Here is a 19,916-nt window from a genome sequence, read left to right as displayed (position 1 = left end):
GGTCGAAACTAGCGCTCTCTGCGCACTGAGAAACCCTTGCTGCTTGACAAAGCGATCAGTCTGAAGCCGAACGTCATTGACGCGATCGTTCATGCGTCCAGCTTCCACCTCTGTAATCTTGCGAGCTTTCCGTGCGGTGGCAATATCGGCACTCAGGACATTCGCGCGCACCGTGATGTGAGCTTGCCTCGTATCGCTGATCTTCCCGCCGATCTTCCCAACGCTGCACGCTGGCCTTTGACGTCACAACTTGGCAGGTCGAGAATTAGCTGAGCGGCTCCAGCGTTTAAGCTCAAAACCATCAGTGAAACCAATATCGTATATTTCAAGAGCTTTATCCGTTATGCGGGAAGCTCGTGATCAGACTTGGAAGTTCAGCCCTGGTCGGCAATGCCTATGCGTAGCGGCCCTACTGCCGCATCTCGCGCGCGCTCACATTCCGAGCATCTGGCACGGCCCAATTTCGGAAACCCTTGAGACAAATTTCGACGTATTTCATGTCCGCACTCACCAAGCGTGAATAAGATCCAACCAGTTCTTCGATACCCTGGGTTCATATGGATGCTGCGCGCGACAATTGCCCTACGGATAGTTTTGCTCATGGACATCTAGTCTTCTATTGCGGCCAATAAATTCGTCAAACGGTAGACGAGGCTTTGCCAGATATTCACAACGGCACAGCAGTGATCCTGACCATTTTTCGCCACTTGGTGACTCTGCATACCGCGCGGTGGCGTTATTTTCGAAACTGAGTGACGTCGATATGGCAATGGGCAGGCCAGATTTCAATTCCGCAGGAAATATCGTGTCATCCTACTGAAGAGTGCCCAGTGCGCTGACGACTCCCGCTGCGAAAGCACCGTGCACGCTCATTACGTACATCGTAGATCAGCTGCATGGCCTGCTGGTCAGTTACTGCCCCTTCTCTTCGCGCTTGCTCGATCCGAGCAAATAGCAGGTCACACTCATCTTCCAATCTGGGCCGGTGGACACTGTGCAGGTTGCCTATGGATTGCTTGAGAGCATCGAGCATAAGGATCACCTGGATCGCGCTTCAGCTTAAGGTTACTGCACAATAATGACAGGAAGCATTGCACAAATCGTCACTGTCCGGCTTGACCAGAGAACTGCTCAACGGCAGCAACAACGCTGTTCGCACCCAGCTGAATGTCTTTGATCACCTCATCCGCTTCAATTGCCAAATCTGATGACGCACCTGCCTGTTGCCAGCTTTTTCCAATCATAGTCACAGCACTGGAAGCGAGCACTTGATTGTTTTTCACCACCTCAACAATTTCTGCAGTGGCTTTGGTGGTCCGAAGGGCCAGATGTCTGACTTCGTCGGCGACTACAGCAAACCCCCGCCCCTGCTCCCCGGTCCGTGCGGCTTCGATTGCTGCGTTCAAGGCCAACAGGTTGGTCTGATCCGCAATGCTGCCGATGGTTTTTACAATGGTACCGATTTCCTGGCTCTGGGCATCCAGTGCTTCTATGCCATGGGCAGCATCTTCCATCAACGCCGAAAGCGTATTGAGGGTCGTGACGGTGTTCTGGATGACTTCGCGACCTTGCTCTGCGCTGGCGTTGGTTCGAACCGAAGTGCCGTGGGCCATGCCGGCTGCTTCGGATACAGCGCGCTCGCGGGTGACCTGGTCGGTGATAACGGTGGCTATTTTGGCAATCTTGTACAGCTTGCCATTGGCATCCACGATTGGATTGTAGGAAGCCTCCAGCCATACCTCGTTGCCATGTTTATCCACTCGGCAAAACCTTCCCGCGACATAGGATGCCTGTCTAAGGGTCTGCCAAAACCGATCATATTCTTCCGACTGAGCGTCGGATGGCATGCAAAAGATTCGGTGGTGCTTGCCCAGGATTTGGGGAAGCGTATAGCCCATAGCGTCCAGAAAATTCTGATTGGCTGCCAGCACTAACCCATCCAGAGAAAACTCGATGACGGCCGTAGAGCGCATCAGCGCTCCCACCAGCGCTTCATTTTCCCTGGAAGCCTCAATAGTTCTTGTTAGAACGCTGCAATACAAAACGATCCTCTCGACACGGCCACTGCTACCTGTGAACGGAATGACCATTACCCGCAACCAGATGTGGCGACCTTCGCGACTACACAAACGCAGCGTGCCGCTGTAATGCTTGCCATTAGCAATTGCGTCCAACGCGCGGCGTTGATGCACATCGCCGTGCAGTTCCGCAGGACTCAGGTCGCGTAGGGCACGACCACATAACTCGGCTTGAGTGAAACCCAACTCGATCTCAAACAGGGCATTTGTTTCAAGAATGGCACCTGCCGGGTCCAAACTGACCGACACGGTTTCGACATCCAGAGTGGCCTTGACCTGCTCAAGAGCAGCCAACCGTTCTTCCAATTGCTGAATCCTGATTTTTAACCGGGTGTTGAACATGAGGGTCACTCGCATCGTCACTCGCATCGATGCTATCGACATACTTTGGAAAACCTTGAGTAAAGCAAAATCGGACGCGTCAGAGGATGTCCAAAAACGTCATCGTGCGAACCCCGCCACAGTTTTACGTTTTACGCAGATCGTCAAAGTAATTGCTCAAGTAAAAACGCCTGTTGTCGATTTGTTTAGCAATAACCATCAATCGGACTCTGATATGACCTTCCGCTCATTCAATATCGCCAGCCGAAGCTTACTGTGTTTCGGCCTCTTGGCCGCTCTGGTCGCTGGGGTTGGTATTTTCGGCGCCTCCCAAATGGCGCAGATCCGAAGTCAAGGCTTAGCGATGGAGAGAGATAGCGTGCCAGGGATCGTAGAAACCGATAACCTCGCGTTGCAGCTAGCTCGCCTCCGGATCGAAGTGTTGCGCCTGTTAGCTATCCCTGACGCGGTGACTGTGGCTAGCACACGCGACAAGATCAACGCCGTCAATGAAGGCGTAGACGCAGCATTTGGTCGCTATCAGAAGCTGATCGGTTCGGACCGTGAACGACAGGCTTTTGAGAACCTTCGGCAGATCCATCAGGATTATGTGAGGAATATTGCCCAACTTGCCGATCTGATTGATGCAGGCAAGTTGGATGAAGCCCGTGGTTTGGTGCAGTCAGGCATGGCGCAGCTGGGCAGTCGAATGAACGAAAGTACGGAGGCCCTGCGTCGCGTCAACCAGGAGGACATCCAAGCGGCCTCCGAAGCTTCCAGCGCTACCTATAATCAGTCTAGAACCGTTACTTGGGCAGCCATTGGTCTGGCCTTGTGTCTAACCCTGCTGCTGGCTTGGCGTCTAACCGTTAGCTTGACTAAACCCATCGCAGACGCCGTGAGCGCCGCCAAAACTATCGCCGGTGGCGATTTGACTCAGACGCTGGACATCCACGGCAAAGATGAAGCGGCCCAGCTTCTGCAGGCGATGCAGCAGATGCAGATCAACTTGCGCGATACCCTGGGCCACTTGGGCCATTCTGCGACTCAACTCGCTTCTGCTGCCGAAGAGATGACGGCAGTCATGAACGAGAGCGCCATCGGTCTACAGCAGCAGAACAGCGAAATTGAGATGGCAGCCACCGCAGTGACGGAAATGAGCCAGGCGGTCGACGAGGTGGCCGGCAACGCGACGTCCACTTCTAACGAATCACGACAAGCCGCTGAGACTGCACGCCAGGGGCAGCAGCAGCTCGGCAATACGCTCAATGCGATCGAAAACCTGACCAATAACGTCGTGGGAGCAAGCGAGCGTGCGGGTGAGCTGGCCGAACAGACCCGCAACATCAGCCAAGTCCTGGATGTCATTCGTTCGGTCGCCGAGCAGACCAACCTTCTGGCTCTCAACGCTGCGATTGAGGCCGCTCGCGCAGGCGACGCGGGTCGTGGCTTCGCAGTGGTTGCCGATGAAGTGCGCGCGCTAGCTCATCGCACCGGCGAGAGCACCCGGGAAATCGAAAACATGATCGGCAGCATTCAACAGGGCACCGGCCACACTGTAGATGCCTTACTGACCAGTGCCGACCAAGCCCGGGAGACCCGCGAACAGGCACAGTCGGCCAGCACAGCGCTGGCCGCCATTGCCCAGTCGGTGTCGGGTATTGACGAGCGAAACCTGGTGATCGCCAACGCGGCCGAAGAGCAGGCTCAGGTAGCTCGCGAGGTCGATCGCAACCTGGTTAGAATCCGTGATCTCTCGGTCCAGACAGCAGCCGGGGCTGAACAAACGCGAGCGGCCAGCCAGCAATTGTCGGAACTGGCGGTCGGACTCAACGAACAAATCCGTCGTTTTCGCGTATAGCCTTGGCCTCTTATCCAGCCTTTATTTCAAGATGCCCGTCACTGGCAGTGCCAAACGGCGGGTTTTAAAAGATTCACAACATGAACAGCCTTCCTGCTGGTACTGAGCAGTCTGTCGTGATCAGTGCCACGGGTTGAACTGCCTGACCAACTATAGACCTTTCGTTTTTAGCACAATCGTCTAGCCTCAAAACGATGAGGTTTTGGAAACCTCGCCTTTCACTCAGGAGTTCCACATGCGCAAGCTCGTTTCGTCTGCAATGATCGCCTTTCTACTAACCGGCTCACTTATCCCATTCGCATCTGCCGAAGACGACGTGGCCAAAGGTATTCGCCATGACAACCGAGAGCTGGACAAAGGCGTCGACCACGACGCTGGGGAAGTCGATAAAGGCGTCAAGCACGACGCCAATGAGATTGATAAAGGCGTGAAACATGACAATGACGAACGCCATAAGGCCGACAAGCATCTAGACAAGGAAGCCAAGAAGCATCTCTGAGCCAGGAAGCGAACTGAAGCTCGTAAGAAGTGCTGATGCGTTCACGATGCGAAGAAGCCCTCGGCAAGCTGGAGGCGGCCCTGAAGGGCTTGAGGCTCACACCTTTCAGTTAGCAGCGCTAAGCAGGGCCTCTCCAGGAAAAACTGCAGCCTGACACTGGTTAGCATCGGCTTTTGCTTTGAACTGGACCTCGCATTTTTCACGTGCAGCGGCATAACACGCCACTAGATAGTCGGCTTGCCAGAGGGTTAACCGCCCGGCCACATTCAGTCCCAAAGCAAAGCCATCAGCTCGACCGTGCGTCCACTTCAGTTGCTCGAGCGAGTCTGCCATCTGGATTTTGTACAGCAGAGTATCTGCCATGCTGTGCAGCTCCGGCGCGAGCTCCAGAGCGTTGATATGGCTGGGCGGGAGGCCAAAAGAGCCCGCGGGCTGTTTGATCTGGTAGGACATGTTCGACTCTCGTTGATTGCGCAGGACATAACAGTGGCTTAGCCCAGCTAGATCTGGCTCGTCTGAGTATCAGCATCCACTGCGCTCGCTTGCTCAGAGCCATAGTGGCTATTTGATGACGCTAATAGCCAGAAAGTTTCGTCCGCGACGTGCAATAAAAGATGCCCTTGGGAACAGCCGAATCCCTGCCACCGTCCCCCCCATCTCACACGTCCTAAAGCGCTCAAACAAGATGACGCTGAGCGACTGCCCTGCATACGAATGGCCGCACACCGGGCGGCAAGTTCCACTCGATTATTACGAATCAACCACTGAAGATTCTGTCGTAGCAGAAACAATTTTCTGTAGAGCTACTGCGAATGGACTCCATCCTGGTTGTTGAAGACGAGCGCCTGATCCTGAATCTGGTAATCGACGTTCTGGAAATGTATGGCTACACGGCTACGCCTTTCAGCAATGCCGATGCTGCCTGGAGATTTATCGAAAGCTGCGGCTATCCTCCGCGGCTACTGATTACGGATCTGCAGATGGCAGGAGAGATCGATGGCATTGAGTTGGTCAAGCGGGTTCAGCGGCTTCAGCCTTCGACGCCCGTCGTCGTCGCCTCCGGCTACCACTCAACCGCTGAATCACTGGCTGGCCATCACGTGCACTGGTTACCCAAGCCGTTTGAAATCGATCAACTGCATGCGATCTGTCAAAAACTTGCACCACAGCATTAAAGACTGTTCATATATACAGACTATTCACAGATAGCGTACTGCTTGATACAGGCCGGAGCAGCGATGGCGAGTCACCCAACACGTGTAAACGATAGCTCCACCGGAGACATCAGCGGATCAGATCACAACATCTTCTTCGCTGCCGTGGAGACCACGCGCATGCCGATGATCGTTACAGACCCCAAGCGGCCTGATAACCCGATAATCTTCGCGAACAACGCATTCATCGACATGACCGGCTACAGCCGCGATGAAATCGTGGGCTCCAATTGTCGATTCCTGCAGGGGCCCGAAACCGATCCCGCTGCCGTCAAGCAGGTCCGTGAGGCCATCGCTGCCAATAGGGAAGTGGCTGTTGAGCTGGTTAATTACAAGAAAGACGGTTCGGCCTTCTGGAACGCGCTTTTTATTTCGCCGGTGTACAACGAGTCCGGTGAGCTGATCTATTTCTTTGCCTCGCAGCTGGATGTCAGCCGCCGGCGTGATGCCGAGGACGGGTTGCGCCAGGCTCAGAAAATGGAAGCGCTGGGCCAGCTCACGGGCGGCATCGCTCACGACTTCAACAATCTGCTGCAGGTGATGATTGGCTATCTGGATATGATCCAGCGTACCGCCGATAAACCGCATTACGATCAGCAGCGGATTCTGCGCAGCGCAGGTAACGCACGAGACGCTGCTGAACGGGCGAAAACGCTCACTCAACAGCTGCTGGCCTTTTCGCGCAAGCAGAAGCTTCAGGGCCGTGTGGTGAACCTTAATGCCATCATCACCTCATCGCAGGAGATGGCCGAGCGCACGTTGGTCGGTACTGACATCAGGCTGGCTCTGGCAAGCGATCTGTGGAATTGCAGGGTGGACACGACCCAAACAGAGGTCGCGTTGCTGAACATATTCATTAATGCTCGTGATGCCATGGAATCACGGCAGCAGCGACTTCTGACCATGGAGACCAAGAACGTACAAATCCAGAACCTCGCGTCAACCTCATATGACGGGTTGATGCCTGGGCGTTATGTCAGCGTAGCTATTACTGACAACGGCGCTGGTATGCCGGCCTCCATCGTCAGCCGGGTGATGGACCCCTTCTTCACCACCAAAGACGAGGGAAAGGGCTCTGGGTTAGGGCTTTCCATGGTGTACGGATTCATGAAGCAATCCGGAGGAACAGCCCGGATTTATTCCGAAGAGGACATTGGCACAACGATTCGTATGTATTTCCCCGTGGATGACAGCCAGCTCAACACCCTGCCTGTCATGGAGGCGATCGTCGAGCCATCAGGACGAGAACGGGTTTTGATTGTAGAAGACCGTCCGGATGTCGCGGAACTGGCCAGGATGGTCTTGGAAGAATACGGCTATACGTGCGGACTGGCCTACAGCGGCCAGGAAGCACTTGCCATTCTCAAGGGAGAACAATTTGATCTGCTTTTTACCGACCTGATCATGCCTGGTGGAATGAACGGTGTGATGCTGGCCCGGGAAGCCAAGCGTTTTTATCCCACCTTAAAGGTGTTGCTGACAACTGGTTATTCCGAGAACTCGCTAGAGCGTACGGATGCGGGGGGCAACGAGTTTGATGTGATATCCAAACCGTACGTGCCCACCGACCTGGCGAAGAAGGTACGGCAGGTGCTGGAAGGCCCTAATGGAGTTAGCTGACGATTCACCGATCCTTTTCAAGAAAATGCTCCGTTAGCGGCAAACTGCAGTAGATTCCGTCGGCGCATGCTTGGCTTCACAGAAGAAATCCGTGGTTAGGGGGGGGGGTACAAACCTGTCAGGAAGTTCAACTTATTTTGCGAAGCACCTGACATTCCGTAGCAGCGGGAATTCGACAACCTCATACTTAAGCCGCTTGCCCACACACAGCTCCTCTGAGGTTAGAAATATGCCCCCACTGCGTCCGCTGGTCTCGACCGGCAATGCTGGATTCGACTCGATCCTCAGGGGGGGACTGCCCAGCAACAGGCTCTATCTGCTTGAGGGAACGCCCGGGGCAGGCAAAACCACGCTCGGTCTTCAGTTCCTGCTGGATGGCGTCAGGCGTGGCGATCCGGTGCTGTACATCACGCTTTCAGAAACAAGCGAGGAGCTTGACAGCGTCGCGCGCTCACATGGATGGTCGCTGGAAGGCATCGACCTTTTCGAGTTTTCCTCAACGGAGGGAGTGCTGGGCGATGAGTACCAGCAGTCGATCCTGCATCCGTGGGAGGCCGAGCTTGGAGACACCATCAGGTTGATTCAGCAGCGGGTTGATAAACTCCAGCCCAAGCGGCTTGTGTTCGACAGTCTCTCGGAGATGCGCCTTCTGGCTCAAGACCCCCTGCGCTATCGACGCCAGGTGCTGGCTTTGAAGCAATACTTCGCCGGGCGCGACATCACCGTTCTGCTGGTGGACGATCTCACGGGCTCCGATGGCGAGCGCGACAACCACCTTCATAGCCTGTGCCATGGCGTCATCACGCTTGAACGGCAGACCCTGGACTTCGGTGCTGCCCGCAGACGGCTTCAGGTGCAAAAATTACGAGGCGTTGACTTCGTCGCAGGTTTCCACGACTTCACCATTCGTAAAGGTGGCCTGGAGGTATACCCGAGACTGATTGCCGCCGGGCGTCACGTTCCATTCGATGCCACGCCAGTGGCCAGCGGTATTACGGAACTGGACAATCTGTTAGTGGGCGGTCCCTTGAGAGGTACCAGCACGCTGGTTACAGGCCCTGCCGGATCCGGCAAGACCACCATAGCCCTGGCGTATCTGGCAGCTGCCTGCGCCAGGGGCGAAAACTGCACGATCTATGAGTTCGATGAGCGGATCGCTACCCTGCTCTCACGTGGCGACAGCATGGGCATGAATTTGAGCCATCACGTATCGAGTGGTCGGTTGGTCATTCAGCAAATCGATCCTGCCGAAATCTCACCTGGCGAATTCGCGTGGCGAGTGCGTAACGAGGTTGAGGAGCGTGCAAGCACCATGATCGTCGTCGACAGTCTCAACGGCTACATGGCCGCAATGCCGCAGGAACAACAATTGATCCTGCAGATGCACGAGCTGCTTTCCTATTTGAGCCAGCTTGGGGTTGTGACCTTCCTGATCAATCCGCAGCACGGTTTAGTGGGATCAATGTCAACCAATCTCAATATTTCCTACGTCGCAGATTCTGTCATTCTCATTCGCTTTTTCGAAGCGCAGGGCCGGCTTCGCAAGGCTATTTCGGTCCTGAAACATCGCAGCGGCGCCCATGAGGATGCGATTCGAGAGCTTCGCATCGACTCCAAAGGTGTGCGTGTCGGGGATCCATTGGTCAAATTCCGTGGCGTGTTGACTGGAACGCCAGAGTATTTTGGTGACGACCTTCCCCTCATGGAAGAGCGACAGCGTGGAAATTGAGCGATTTGCTGAGGGAAAGACCCTGCTGGTTGTGGCTCCTTTCAAAGGCGATGCAATCAGTCTCAGCAGACTGTTTGGAGATCATTACCCGCTTCAAATTCACCACAATATTGCTGACCTTTCAGCTGCTGTAGGTGAAAACACTGGCCTGGTGATCCTTACTGAGGAGTGCCTACAGGGGGATGTGCTCAGCCTCGAAAGGGCCTTGGATCTTCAACCAGGTTGGTCTGAGATCCCCATCATTCTGCTCGCTTCAAACAAAGGCCGATCTGGACGAGACACCGAGATGGCCAGAGGCAGGCTGCCCAAAGCCGCGGGGCATGTCATGGTGCTTGAACGCCCTCTCAGCTCGGCCTCGTTGCTGAGCACGGTTGCCGCCGCCTGGCGATCGCGCATGCGTCAGTTCGAGATGCGGGAAAGCCTCACACAATTGGCTGAAGAAAGGGGTAGATTGCGCACCTTGCTGGAGAACATTCCTGTCGGGGTGTGCTTCATGGACACGCAAGGCGCCTCGCTCGTCAGCAATCCCTTGTACCGACGGTATGTACCGCAGGACATTATCCCCTCCAGACAGCCAGATGGCGCTTCGAAATGGGTAGGCCTTGACGCGCAAGGTAACCGCCTTGAACCCGTCATGTTTCCGGGCGCCAGGGCTTTAAGGGGAGAGACTGCGACGGCAGTGGATTTTTATCATCGCCTGGATGAAGGTCAGGAATCCTGGATGCGTGTCAGTGCAGTCCCGTTATACGACGAAAAACACTCCATCATTGGTGCCGCCTCCGTCATCGTCGACATCAATGAAGAGAAGCAAGCTGAGCTCACCTTGCGCAGGTTCAATGAACAACTTGAGATTCAGGTTGAAGCAAGAACACGAGAGCTGAGTGCTGCAATGGAGCAGCTCAAAGCCGAAAGTGCAGAGCGTGAGCGTGCCGAAGAGCAATTGCGGCAATCGTTGAAAATGGAAGCCGTGGGTCAGTTGACTGGCGGGATCGCTCATGACTTCAACAACATGCTCACAGGGGTCATCAACGCGCTCGATCTCATAAAGCTGCGGATGAGCAAAGGGCGTCTGGAGGGGGTCGAACGATTCATGGATGCCGCCCTGACATCAGCCCAGCGGGCCGCCTCGCTGACTCATCGGTTGCTGGCATTCTCCCGTCGACAGTCCCTGGACGAGAAGCCGGTTTCGGTCAACGCACTCATCCATTCACTCACCGATCTGCTGCAGCGAACCGTCGCGGAACAAGTCCTCATCCAGTTTGAGTTGTGCCCGGAAGAACCCTGGGTTTTTACAGACGCCAATCAATTGGAGAACGCCGTTCTCAACCTGGTCATTAATGCGCGTGATGCGATGCCGCACGGAGGGAGGTTAACAATTGCGACCTGCATCGAGGGTGAAATACCAGGAAGTTCTGTTCAACACGTATGCGTAAAAGTGCGTGACACGGGCTGTGGTATCCCCAAGGATATTCTTGATAAGGTCACCGAGCCTTTTTTCACGACCAAGCCTATCGGCCAAGGTACGGGATTGGGCCTTTCGATGGTGTATGGTTTTGCGAATCAAAGCAGCGGGTGCCTTTCAATTGAAAGCACGGTTGGGGTGGGGACAACCGTGTCGATCTGCTTGCCAGAGCGTGAAAACGTCGAAGCGGAGCAATCGATGGCTTCCTCGGAAATCAGCAAAGGGCATGGCCAATCCATTCTTTTGGTAGAAGATGATGATTCGGTGCGCCTGATCAATGGAGAAGTACTAACTGAGCTTGGCTACCAGGTTTATATTGCACGGGACGGCGAGGAGGCCCTAGCTCTCTTCAATGACCTGGGAAATGTCGACCTGCTGGTGACCGACGTTGGTTTGCCAGGAATGAATGGCCGTCAACTCGCTGAAATTCTTCAGCAACTGAAGCCGCGCTTGCCAGTCCTGTTTCTAACAGGCTATGCAGAGGACGCCTTGGCAAGGTCTCATTTTTTGGGCCCCAATATGCAGCTGCTGACAAAGCCGTTTGCTTTGGAGTCGCTCGCGAGCCAGGTATCGAACATGCTCGAACACAGTTAGCGTGTGGCCAGAGCCCTACAAAACTATAAGGCAGGCGGGCCACAAAATGGTCGCTCTCCCGGCCTGCCAAGGTTACAGGCGCGAGCGCCGCGAGATACAGCCGAGGCCTCCCGCAGTTTTTCAATTCAGGATTCATCCTCGAACTCGCTATACACCCGCAACATGACTCTCAATCCCGGGGCAAGTCTCCCTGTACACCGCGTGTTGCACCAATCGCTGGGAACCTGATCGCCATATCCGGAAGCATGCGCTTGCCGTATCTGAGCTTTAGAATATTAAGGGGAAACCTATGGGAATGTTCGACGAACTCATTTCAGCTACCGCCTGCCAAACGGACGCAAAGGCTGCAACTTCCAGACGACAGACCTCAAATGCACGCAAGGCCGATACGAGCTAACGACTTCAGGCCGTCTGGTCGGTGTCTGCACCCAGGATGTCAGCGAGCGGCCTGTGGGCGATTTGAGCTATACCGGGTGGCTCGACATTCGCGATGCTGTCGAAGAATACCGACTTAGTTTACGAACGGCTCGCTGCGAGCAATCCAGATGATGGGCGAAGACGAATGGGTGCTGTTCGATCCGGCCAACTGCATCGAAAGATGATGGCGGCCGGACTTGGTAAGCAGGTCGTGGGCGGGCTCGACGCAACATATTCGGCTCTTTGAAAGCAAAGCTCAGCACTGGCAACGCAATACGTAAAATCGCGTGTCAACCGCCATCAGCGGAAAGCTCGCTGGCAACGCGTTTTTTTCGACAAGCTCGAATCCGTGCTTTTCATAAAATCGATGGGCCGCCAGAAAATTCGCTGTCGTCCCAAGATAGATCCGCTTCAATCCTCGCCGCTGAGCAGCATCAAGCAAGCATTCCAATAACTGCCGTGCCACACCGTACTTACGGCCGCGCCAAGGCGCGGCAACGAACATCTTGCGCAATGCCGCCTCACTGTTACCGATGTCCTTTAAGCCGATCGAGCCAATCACTCCCCCCTCACACCTTGCCACCCAGAAATCCCCCGCGCCGGTCTGATAGAACGTCTGGATCTCCATCAGATCGGGTTGATCCTGCGCCGAAATGTTGATGCCAAACTCCCCCCTCTGAATGAGCACGATCATCTCGACGATGCCTTGCTCATCACCTTGCGCATAACGATCAATACGAATGTTGGAGGCAGTCACCGCCCTTTCCTCTCATAAGTTCTGGACCTCTGCAGGGGGTGGGCCCTAGGCCCCTGAAGCTTCTATCCGCCGTGCAAAATTGACAAAATCTGATCACTCTTTGCCACATAGCCACTATATGAAAATAGCCGGGCGGTTTAACAGAAATCCCGCTGTGCGTAAGGCGGTTATGCCGCCGGTGTCAGCGGCCGGCCGTCTTCTTCGACTTTGGGTTGCCAAGCATCTGTTGCGTCATTGACGGCGATCCAGCAGGTGAAAGCGGGTGGCATTGAGATGCCCAGCGCGTGCGCGTACTCGATGTACTCAAGCGCCAGGGCGGCATGGTGCTCGGCCAGCGAATGGCTGACGCCATAGCGGATCGATTCAATAAACAGCGCTACACGCTGGGTCACGCGCTCAGGCGTCATCGGCATGGCTTAGAGGGTTTCCCCAAGCGCGGCCACTCAGGCCACAAGGCGGAGGGTGCCGCCGGTGCGTCCCAGCTCCGCATCGGCCTCAGCTATCAATACGTTTTTCCGCGCGGCACTGATCATGCCGCAGTCCAGCAACGCCTGACTGTAGCCGCTGATGGCGGCATGCAGCCGATGCATCTCCGGACAGGAAGATGCCGCTGTTCATTCCATTGCGCGGTAAGCTGACCAGTGCAGGCATCACGGCCAACGGCATCTACACAGTGGTGGCGGCTTACGCAAAAAAGGCCGGGATTGAACTAGACGGCTTAGGTGTCCATGGCCTCAGAGCCATCGCAGACACCAATGCCCTGGAGCATGAAGCCGATATCGCCAAGGTCCAGGCGTGGCTCGGACATTCCAACATCAGTATTATAAAGATCTACGACAGGCGGGAGAACTGGCCAGAGGATTCACCTACCTTCAAGGTGAAATACTGTTGACCGCATTCACTTCGGTATTCATTCACTTGTTCGTAATGCGATTCGGACGACCTTCGGTTGACGCATCAGTCACCTTTCGACATGATCATTCACAACAACTAACCCTCATGACCGGTGTGGCTTGACCATCTGGTTCGAGGGGGAAAAAGCCGGCGCTAGCCGGTTTTTTCGTTTCTCTAGCCCGGGAAGTGCATGGAATGCCTGAGCTTGAGCGTCTGCGCACCCGCATCTATATCGACGGATACAACTTCTATTACGCTGTTTGCGAGGCACTCCTCACAAATGGCTGGATCTGATGCTTCTCTTCGAAAGACACATCTTGCGATGCTAGTCAGCGATGACGAGGCTCGCATCTGGAATTCAACCCTACTGGCTAGTGCGTGCTGGTGTGGGGTGGAAGCCGGGGGGTAGTGGCTCATACCACGGTTCAGACCACGACCGATTCGTCCGAAGGCTATGCGCTACAGACTCAGCATCCTGTCACTTCAGATGACATTGCTACGGAAACCCGCTTCGTCTATCCCCAGTTCTTCAAGGACAAGGGGTCCACGCGTTGGTGAACGTCATTATCCTAGCCCTAAGGCTCCCCCGCCTTACAGCATAGTTCAGCTGCTATTTGCAGCAGAGTCGAGCCGCGAGACTCGATCGGTGATCAGCTGATCTTCACCTGGTCATCAAGCGCAGCGAATCTGTAGGCACCCGAGTTGAATGCCGAGCAAAACCACCATCCTTAGTTCGAGCTCCTTCATGCAATAGGGACTTGTTTGCTGAGAGTTCGAGATGCTAGTTGTTCAACTCCACCTGCAATCAGAGGAATTTTTCTGCCAGATTCAATCTGGCACAATACACCGCCTACGGGTTGAGCCGCCTCAGTGTTATCAGCCGGACCAAGCCTTTGACTTTCCTCAATAGCTTGCAATACGGCATCCTCCATCAATTTGAATGCAGTTCCTTGACCCATAAAATCAATCAATGATTTCCGCATAGCTGGTACCTCAGTGGTGTAATTCTCATTATACGCGCCTCTCACAATCTACACTGGGACGCTCGGGGCATCACCTGCAGCCCCAGGCACTGACATCCGTACCGCCGTGGATGTCAGACCGGTGCAAGCATCACTGTCAATGTAACCGGCCAACCAACACATCTTCCTGCCCCCCACCGCCAAAGGCGATGGTGTCCGAAAGTGAACTCAGCGATCTGGAGCCAGGTATACGGCGGCTAGAGCGCGGTACCAGCACAGCCTCGATAAGCATTTATTACGGTCACCGCAGCTATACTGGATAGACTAGGCCAAAATGCTCAAGCAGGATCGCCAAAGCGCCTTCCACATCGTCGGCGCGGTGCACGCCAAGTAAGGGCGGGCGCCCTTGCGGAAGAACCTGGCTTTTTAGTCTTTAACGGGCAAACACACTACGGCTTCATCTGAACTGCAAGAAAGGTGGCGCGCATAAGCTGAGTAATCTGAAGTTGTGCGTCCTCACAGGCTTCAAAAAATGCTAGCGGAGCATCTTCTGGACCCTCATCCAAAACATTGGCCATCTCTTGAACCAGCTCCTCTAGCGCCTGAAGGCGCTGCTTGATATCTCCTTTGTTCATCAGTTTCACCTATTTTTTCCGTTGGCTTGGTAAAACGCCTTCGCTTTTTTTGTCGCCTCAGCAATGTGTTTTTTCAAACGCTTGCGATCTTTGAAAACTGCACCTTCACCGTGCATATCGAACAATTTCATCTGTGGCTCCTGCGCCTGCTTCGACTCATAGAGCGTCGATACGTCTTGCAAGGCCACAAATCCTTCGCAGCTATGATTTCGGGTATTCATCACAATTTGCGTGTTGTCCGAATCAACGATCTGAAAGCCCATAGCTTGGTAGAGAGCGACTTTGGCCGGTGTGCACGTAAGCTCGACATGAGGATACCGTGCAATCACTTTTTCCATCATCGTTCTGCCAATACCAAGCCCGCGGTGTTGATGATGAACAACTATATACGTTAGCCCGCAGGTGTCTGGATGGCTTGGTACCGGAAGGTAGAGCACATATCCAATAACCGAATGGTCTACACCGTGCGCTGTAATGAGCTCTGTTGGGGCTTCGGGCCGAAGACCGATGCGATCGAGATACGACATAACCTCCCAAGCGAGAAGGTTTTGATACAACCCTAAAAGCAAATTAACGGGCACCATGCCTGCAAAGTCGTACCTGTGCAGATCGGCCGTATAAGCACCCGTCATCGTTGCGACCTGATGCTTAACAGCCTCACTAGGTTGAGTGATGTGCAGAGAATATGTCGGCATATTTTTCCTTCGTGTCGGAGCTGCACTGGTAAAGCGTTCAGTGAACGTCCCCATTGCAAGTCGGAATGTCCTATCAGTCAGTCGGGCAAGTCAGAGTGGCTCGTGGCACGCAACGGTCTCCCAGCCACATTCCTGCCTCCTCACAATACGGTGCTCGTCGTTCTGTTTCTCGGGCTGGACAGCTTCAGAAAGCAGGTAAAGCACTGGAGTCATCGGTGTTTCCTAGATCTTACTGCCCGCACACAAAACTGTGGTGTTTCCCTGCACTGATTACCCGCTTTTGATTTTGAAGCCATGCGCAGCTCACTCTGACTTGTATCTAATCCTTCTTACCTCTATCTGTCTTCCTGACTTATATCAGTCATCCTACGTATATACTCAACCTACCTATATGTCACTTACCCTGAGTTTAGCCAGAGTATAGGACGCCTTTCGCGCACATAGCAGCAACAGCCTCGTCCACTCTGGACCAGTCAAGTGCGACTCCCCTGGCTGTTTCCGGTGTTGCGCACCGGAATCTGAGCCGCCAGATACCGATCACTTTCTCTGGATCTGATGGCAGATAAAACCAGCAGCCTTCAGGTTCTGAACGATTGTTATCCTTGTGCACGTAAAATCCAACGCCAAGGCCACACGCGGCCTCTAGCAGAGATGAATCAGCCCCAACGGCGTGGAAGTCATTAACACGGATTGGAGTACTCTCACCGTCGATGCTTATGGAGGTCACAACCTCATAAAAAAGGCCCGTACCTCTCAGCAGATCGAAGGCCTTCCAGAAAACGTTACTGGCATCCTTGCCGTTTACCTGGTCGCCCATGCTACCGACTATCTTGCTGATAAATTTTGTACAGGCTGTGTCGTTGGTAGGCTCAGCAGTCACCCGAAAACCTTCACCCTCTGGGCTGACTATATGATTCCAATGTCGCCATATTTGCTGGTAATCAACTCCGCCGAACATTTCTAGATCGTGCATTGCATAGCAGTTAATCAGCAGCATAACGGCGCAGACGACCACCTCATCAGCGGCCCCTTCTTTCAATAAGCGACCAATGCCATCCGCATTCCCTATCCCATCTATCAGGGCGTGAGGAATATTCACAGTTCCTTGGTGCTGCATCGCCCATCGGGCCTGATTGGGTGGTAACCCTGCTGCTGGCTTCTTGATCAGCCCCAGGCTGGCTAAGGCGTTAACTATGCCTGTGGCCATAGGCGTTCCACAGCCTGTCAGCACCCTGACCTTCTCCGCACCGGCACCCGTCAGCATATTAGGGCCACGGCCGTCTAAATCCCTCATGGTGGTATGCCTGGCCAACCCTAAATACGCCAGTAGCAAGCGAGGGTCTTTTTTTGCGTTAGCGATCAGCTCCAGTGCTTCAAGCGATACCGGCGAAAACTGCCCTGGTTTTGTCCCTTTTGTCATTGCCCCCCCCCTTGGCATTACGCCTTTGGCTGCTAACGATTTTTTATACTATGACATGAGTACAAAATAAGAATAAAAATCAAGTCCTCATAAACCCCTTTAATTTCGGCGCTTTTAGAGCATCTAAATTCCGTACATTGCAATCATACGAAAACACAGTAACGATAGAAATATCTATTCTAGATATTCTTGTACAACGACCTATAGGAAACTTAAAATAAAGGTATCTATACCGGCCTGCTTCCAATACTGGGGTACAAGAATGGAAAATCGCGAGCAATTGATAAAGGATCAAAAAACATCCAAAAGAGTGATACTTTTTTTTGTTTTATTCTCAACCATCGGTTTAATATTTGGGTGGCCATTCGCAACGCCTTACGTATTCGTCATGCTGAAGTACAAAATGATTTGGGCAGTGATGACGTTAGGAATTGTTGGGTGCGCACTCGCGGCAGATGGCAATCTCTGGTTGCTCCGAAACCCAGGGAAATCACCACGAGATTATTACCAGCGGAAGCATTGGTGGCTTCATGTCTTCAACTGGGAAATTAAGCGGGAATTCCCAGAAACGGAGGCTGCAGACAAGTGAAACTATCCAGACTGCTTTCTTTTATTGCCTTTGTTTTTTCCTGTGTTGTTGTGTTGCCTGTGTTTGCGGAAGGCACCACAATTGGTGAAATAACTGCCGCATCCAAAAAAACTGGCGATTTGTCCCGCCAAGCTCTTGCAACTATCTATGGCGACGTGGTTAACAACCCCCTTGCCTCCAGCGAGGCTGGCGGCGTAGATACTATTTTAGCCAGCATATTTCAAGTACTTAACGGCGCTCTCCTGGTCGTTGGGTCACTATGGGCCTGCTATATCATCTTTCGGAAGTTAACTCGCACGGCTCACGATGGCGCTGTGTTCGACAAGCAAAATACAACGGTCTGGGGACCTGTACGAATAGTGTGGGGGTTGGTTTCTTTAGTACCTACCGCAAACGGGTGGTCTCTTTCGCAACTGCTTATGCTTTGGTCCGCATCTACTATGGGCATAGGTATTGCCAATTTAAGTACAGATGCCGCCATTAGTGCCTTTGAAGATGGGAAAGGAATGGTGGTGCAACCGGCCATGTCCAGCACCCTCCAGCTTGCCCATAGTCTGTTTGAGGCCAATATCTGCATGCACGGCATAAACGCCGGTCTCGCCGAGGCTGCTGCACAAGGCGGACTTGTCACACAAGGCGGCTACGTCCAGCAGGTGCCGACAAGCTCCGGTTTCACCCTAAAAAACAAAAGCTTCATATGTGGTGGAGCCGATATCAATGCGGATCTCGAAGCCCAGTCATCATCGACAAACTGGTTTTCCACCACGATTGATACCTCACAAATCCGTAAGGCGCATCTCGGCGCTTTGGTGGCAATGCAAAATACGATCACCAAATCCGCTCTCAACTTCGTTAATGAAGTTGTTCAGAGAAAGAATGGTGCTGGAGATATTTCGGATGTCGAAGGGGTGATCCAGTCCGCCGCTCAGGCTTACGAAATCACCGTTAACCAAAGCGTCGGTACTAAGCAGGGAGATATTGAAGCGCTCGCAAATCAGATGAGCACGAGCATCACAGAGGCAGGGTGGTGGTCACTAGGCGCCTGGTATCAAACATTTGCCCAAGCCAATACGAAACTGACTGATGCCGTTGCCGCCAAAGCTGGCTCATACGGCCCTTCATCGGGTGGAGACCCTGCTGTCGTCAACCTTTATCAAAGCGCGATGGACGCCTACGCGGTGCAAAAGAGTACAAACACCAATGCAAACCCTTTGGGCGCAAACGGCTCTCAGGGAACTGAAACAAGCAAAGTGATGAGCCACCTTTTTGCTCCAATGCAGAAAATAACAACATCACTGGTAACGGATGTTAACTTCAATGGAGAGCAAGGCGGTCAGCTTAACCCGCTCATCAAGATGAAGAACCTTGGTGACACTCTCATGGGAACAGCCGAAGTGGCAGTAGCCACATACGGCGGTTTAAAAGCTTTGGAAAGAGTTACCGATGGCAATAGCGCTGTGGGGTTAACAACAAAGTTTGTAAACTTCTTCTCAGGAGGATTGGATGCTGGCAAGGGTTTACTTGACGCAATGTCCCCATTCATCATAATGGCGATCTTCGCATTGTTTCTGCTAGGCGCGACTCTATCAGTATACCTGCCAATGACGCCTTTCATTATTTGGTTTGGCGCAGCAATCAACTGGCTTGTTGTCGTTGGAGAGGCAATAATCGCAGCACCGCTTTGGGCTTTTACCCATCTTGGCGGTGAAGGTGACGGTATGGGGCAGCGAACGGCCCACGGTTATCTCTTCCTCTTAAATTGCATGTTTCGACCCACACTGATGGTTGTCGGATTTTTCTTGGGCGGGGCTATCGTGGTTGCGGGCGGTACGCTACTGAACAACCTATTTGGAATAGCCATAGCGAATGTTCAGTATGACTCCATAACAGGAATTTTCAGCGCTCTATTTTCCGTCGTGGTTTATTGCTCTATGTGTTTGAACTTAGTTCATAGCAGTTTTAACCTAATTTTTATCGTACCAGATCAGGTCATAAACTGGGTAGGTGGTCAGGCATCCGCTACTGTAGGCCGGGACGACAATGACCGTACACGGCAGGCCATCTCGGTTTTCGCTGGAAAACTAGAACATATGGCACCAAAGTCTGGCGTGCCAGCTAGAAAGCCGGGCAATAGCAAACCTAGTGGCGGGGACGGTATTCATGGTTGAT

15 protein-coding genes and 4 pseudogenes are annotated in these 19,916 nt (G+C 53.4%); 10 read left to right on the top strand and 9 right to left on the bottom strand.

What is annotated here, in order from left to right; all coding sequences use genetic code 11:
- Positions 1 to 1,103: 1,103 nt before the first annotated feature.
- Positions 1,104 to 1,535, bottom strand: a pseudogene (locus B3I26_RS29045) (methyl-accepting chemotaxis protein); the annotation flags it as partial.
- A gap of 108 nt (positions 1,536 to 1,643) precedes the next feature.
- A pseudogene (locus B3I26_RS29040) lies at positions 1,644 to 2,420 on the bottom strand (PAS domain-containing protein); the annotation flags it as partial.
- A gap of 214 nt (positions 2,421 to 2,634) precedes the next feature.
- Here B3I26_RS29040 and B3I26_RS28375 point away from each other — a divergent pair.
- Complete coding sequence (locus B3I26_RS28375; protein ID WP_296262780.1) at positions 2,635 to 4,260, top strand: methyl-accepting chemotaxis protein; 1,626 nt, start codon at positions 2,635 to 2,637, stop codon at positions 4,258 to 4,260.
- A 235-nt stretch (positions 4,261 to 4,495) separates the two neighbouring features.
- Positions 4,496 to 4,759, top strand: coding sequence for a hypothetical protein (locus B3I26_RS28370; protein ID WP_296262729.1), 264 nt, complete (start codon positions 4,496 to 4,498; stop codon positions 4,757 to 4,759).
- A gap of 105 nt (positions 4,760 to 4,864) precedes the next feature.
- Here the strand turns inward: B3I26_RS28370 and B3I26_RS28365 are convergent, their stop codons facing one another.
- Complete coding sequence (locus B3I26_RS28365; RefSeq protein WP_296262728.1) at positions 4,865 to 5,212, bottom strand: hypothetical protein; 348 nt, start codon at positions 5,210 to 5,212, stop codon at positions 4,865 to 4,867.
- 359 nt (positions 5,213 to 5,571) lie between these two features.
- Here B3I26_RS28365 and B3I26_RS28360 point away from each other — a divergent pair, with 359 nt between their 5' ends.
- From B3I26_RS28360 to B3I26_RS28345, 4 genes are all read left to right on the top strand, one after another.
- Positions 5,572 to 5,934 carry a response regulator gene (locus tag B3I26_RS28360; protein WP_296262727.1) on the top strand — a complete coding sequence of 121 codons (363 nt, stop codon included), beginning with the start codon at positions 5,572 to 5,574 and terminating at the stop codon, positions 5,932 to 5,934.
- 63 nt (positions 5,935 to 5,997) lie between these two features.
- A complete protein-coding gene (locus B3I26_RS28355; RefSeq protein ID WP_296262726.1) occupies positions 5,998 to 7,593 on the top strand; it encodes a histidine kinase famiy protein in 1,596 nt (531 codons plus the stop codon).
- A 229-nt stretch (positions 7,594 to 7,822) separates the two neighbouring features.
- Entirely contained in the window at positions 7,823 to 9,322 is a 1,500-nt protein-coding gene (locus B3I26_RS28350) for an ATPase domain-containing protein (RefSeq protein WP_296262725.1), read from the top strand.
- Positions 9,312 to 11,378, top strand: coding sequence for an ATP-binding protein (locus tag B3I26_RS28345; protein WP_296262724.1), 2,067 nt, complete (start codon positions 9,312 to 9,314; stop codon positions 11,376 to 11,378). Before B3I26_RS28350 ends, B3I26_RS28345 begins: the two co-directional genes overlap by 11 nt.
- 673 nt (positions 11,379 to 12,051) lie before the next feature.
- Here the strand turns inward: B3I26_RS28345 and B3I26_RS28340 are convergent.
- Both B3I26_RS28340 and B3I26_RS28335 read right to left on the bottom strand, forming a co-directional pair.
- A complete protein-coding gene (locus B3I26_RS28340; protein ID WP_296262723.1) occupies positions 12,052 to 12,552 on the bottom strand; it encodes a GNAT family N-acetyltransferase in 501 nt (166 codons plus the stop codon).
- 167 nt (positions 12,553 to 12,719) lie between these two features.
- Positions 12,720 to 12,965 carry a hypothetical protein gene (locus tag B3I26_RS28335; protein WP_296262722.1) on the bottom strand — a complete coding sequence of 82 codons (246 nt, stop codon included), beginning with the start codon at positions 12,963 to 12,965 and terminating at the stop codon, positions 12,720 to 12,722.
- A 182-nt stretch (positions 12,966 to 13,147) separates the two neighbouring features.
- Between B3I26_RS28335 and B3I26_RS28330 the strand changes: the two are divergent.
- Positions 13,148 to 13,444: pseudogene (locus tag B3I26_RS28330) on the top strand (tyrosine-type recombinase/integrase); the annotation flags it as partial.
- A 197-nt stretch (positions 13,445 to 13,641) separates the two neighbouring features.
- Positions 13,642 to 13,766 (top strand): annotated as a pseudogene (locus B3I26_RS28325) (6-hydroxy-3-succinoylpyridine hydroxylase); the annotation flags it as partial.
- Positions 13,767 to 14,189: 423 nt separating this feature from the next.
- Here the strand turns inward: B3I26_RS28325 and B3I26_RS28320 are convergent.
- The 4 genes from B3I26_RS28320 to B3I26_RS28305 all read right to left on the bottom strand — a co-directional run bounded on the left by B3I26_RS28320 (position 14,190) and on the right by B3I26_RS28305 (position 17,158).
- Positions 14,190 to 14,429, bottom strand: a complete 240-nt coding sequence (locus tag B3I26_RS28320) for a hypothetical protein (protein ID WP_296262721.1) — start codon at positions 14,427 to 14,429, stop codon at positions 14,190 to 14,192.
- Positions 14,430 to 14,857: 428 nt separating this feature from the next.
- The gene (locus B3I26_RS28315; protein ID WP_015062139.1) at positions 14,858 to 15,043 is read right to left on the bottom strand and encodes a hypothetical protein; all 186 of its coding nucleotides are present in this window, start codon (positions 15,041 to 15,043) and stop codon (positions 14,858 to 14,860) included.
- Positions 15,044 to 15,048: 5 nt separating this feature from the next.
- A complete protein-coding gene (locus B3I26_RS28310; RefSeq protein WP_296262720.1) occupies positions 15,049 to 15,738 on the bottom strand; it encodes a GNAT family N-acetyltransferase in 690 nt (229 codons plus the stop codon).
- A gap of 409 nt (positions 15,739 to 16,147) precedes the next feature.
- The gene (locus B3I26_RS28305) at positions 16,148 to 17,158 is read right to left on the bottom strand and encodes a hypothetical protein (protein ID WP_296262719.1); all 1,011 of its coding nucleotides are present in this window, start codon (positions 17,156 to 17,158) and stop codon (positions 16,148 to 16,150) included.
- 262 nt (positions 17,159 to 17,420) lie between these two features.
- Between B3I26_RS28305 and B3I26_RS28300 the strand changes: the two genes are divergently transcribed.
- Complete coding sequence (locus B3I26_RS28300; RefSeq protein WP_296262718.1) at positions 17,421 to 17,747, top strand: hypothetical protein; 327 nt, start codon at positions 17,421 to 17,423, stop codon at positions 17,745 to 17,747.
- Positions 17,744 to 19,915, top strand: coding sequence for a DotA/TraY family protein (locus B3I26_RS28295; protein ID WP_296262717.1), 2,172 nt, complete (start codon positions 17,744 to 17,746; stop codon positions 19,913 to 19,915). Before B3I26_RS28300 ends, B3I26_RS28295 begins: the two co-directional genes overlap by 4 nt.
- Position 19,916 lies beyond the last annotated feature (1 nt).

Source organism: Pseudomonas sp. UBA5706 (assembly GCF_002419965.1).
GTDB lineage: Bacteria > Pseudomonadota > Gammaproteobacteria > Pseudomonadales > Pseudomonadaceae > Aquipseudomonas.
Note: the sequence above shows the minus strand (reverse complement) of the source record. Positions and strands in the feature narration are given on the sequence as shown.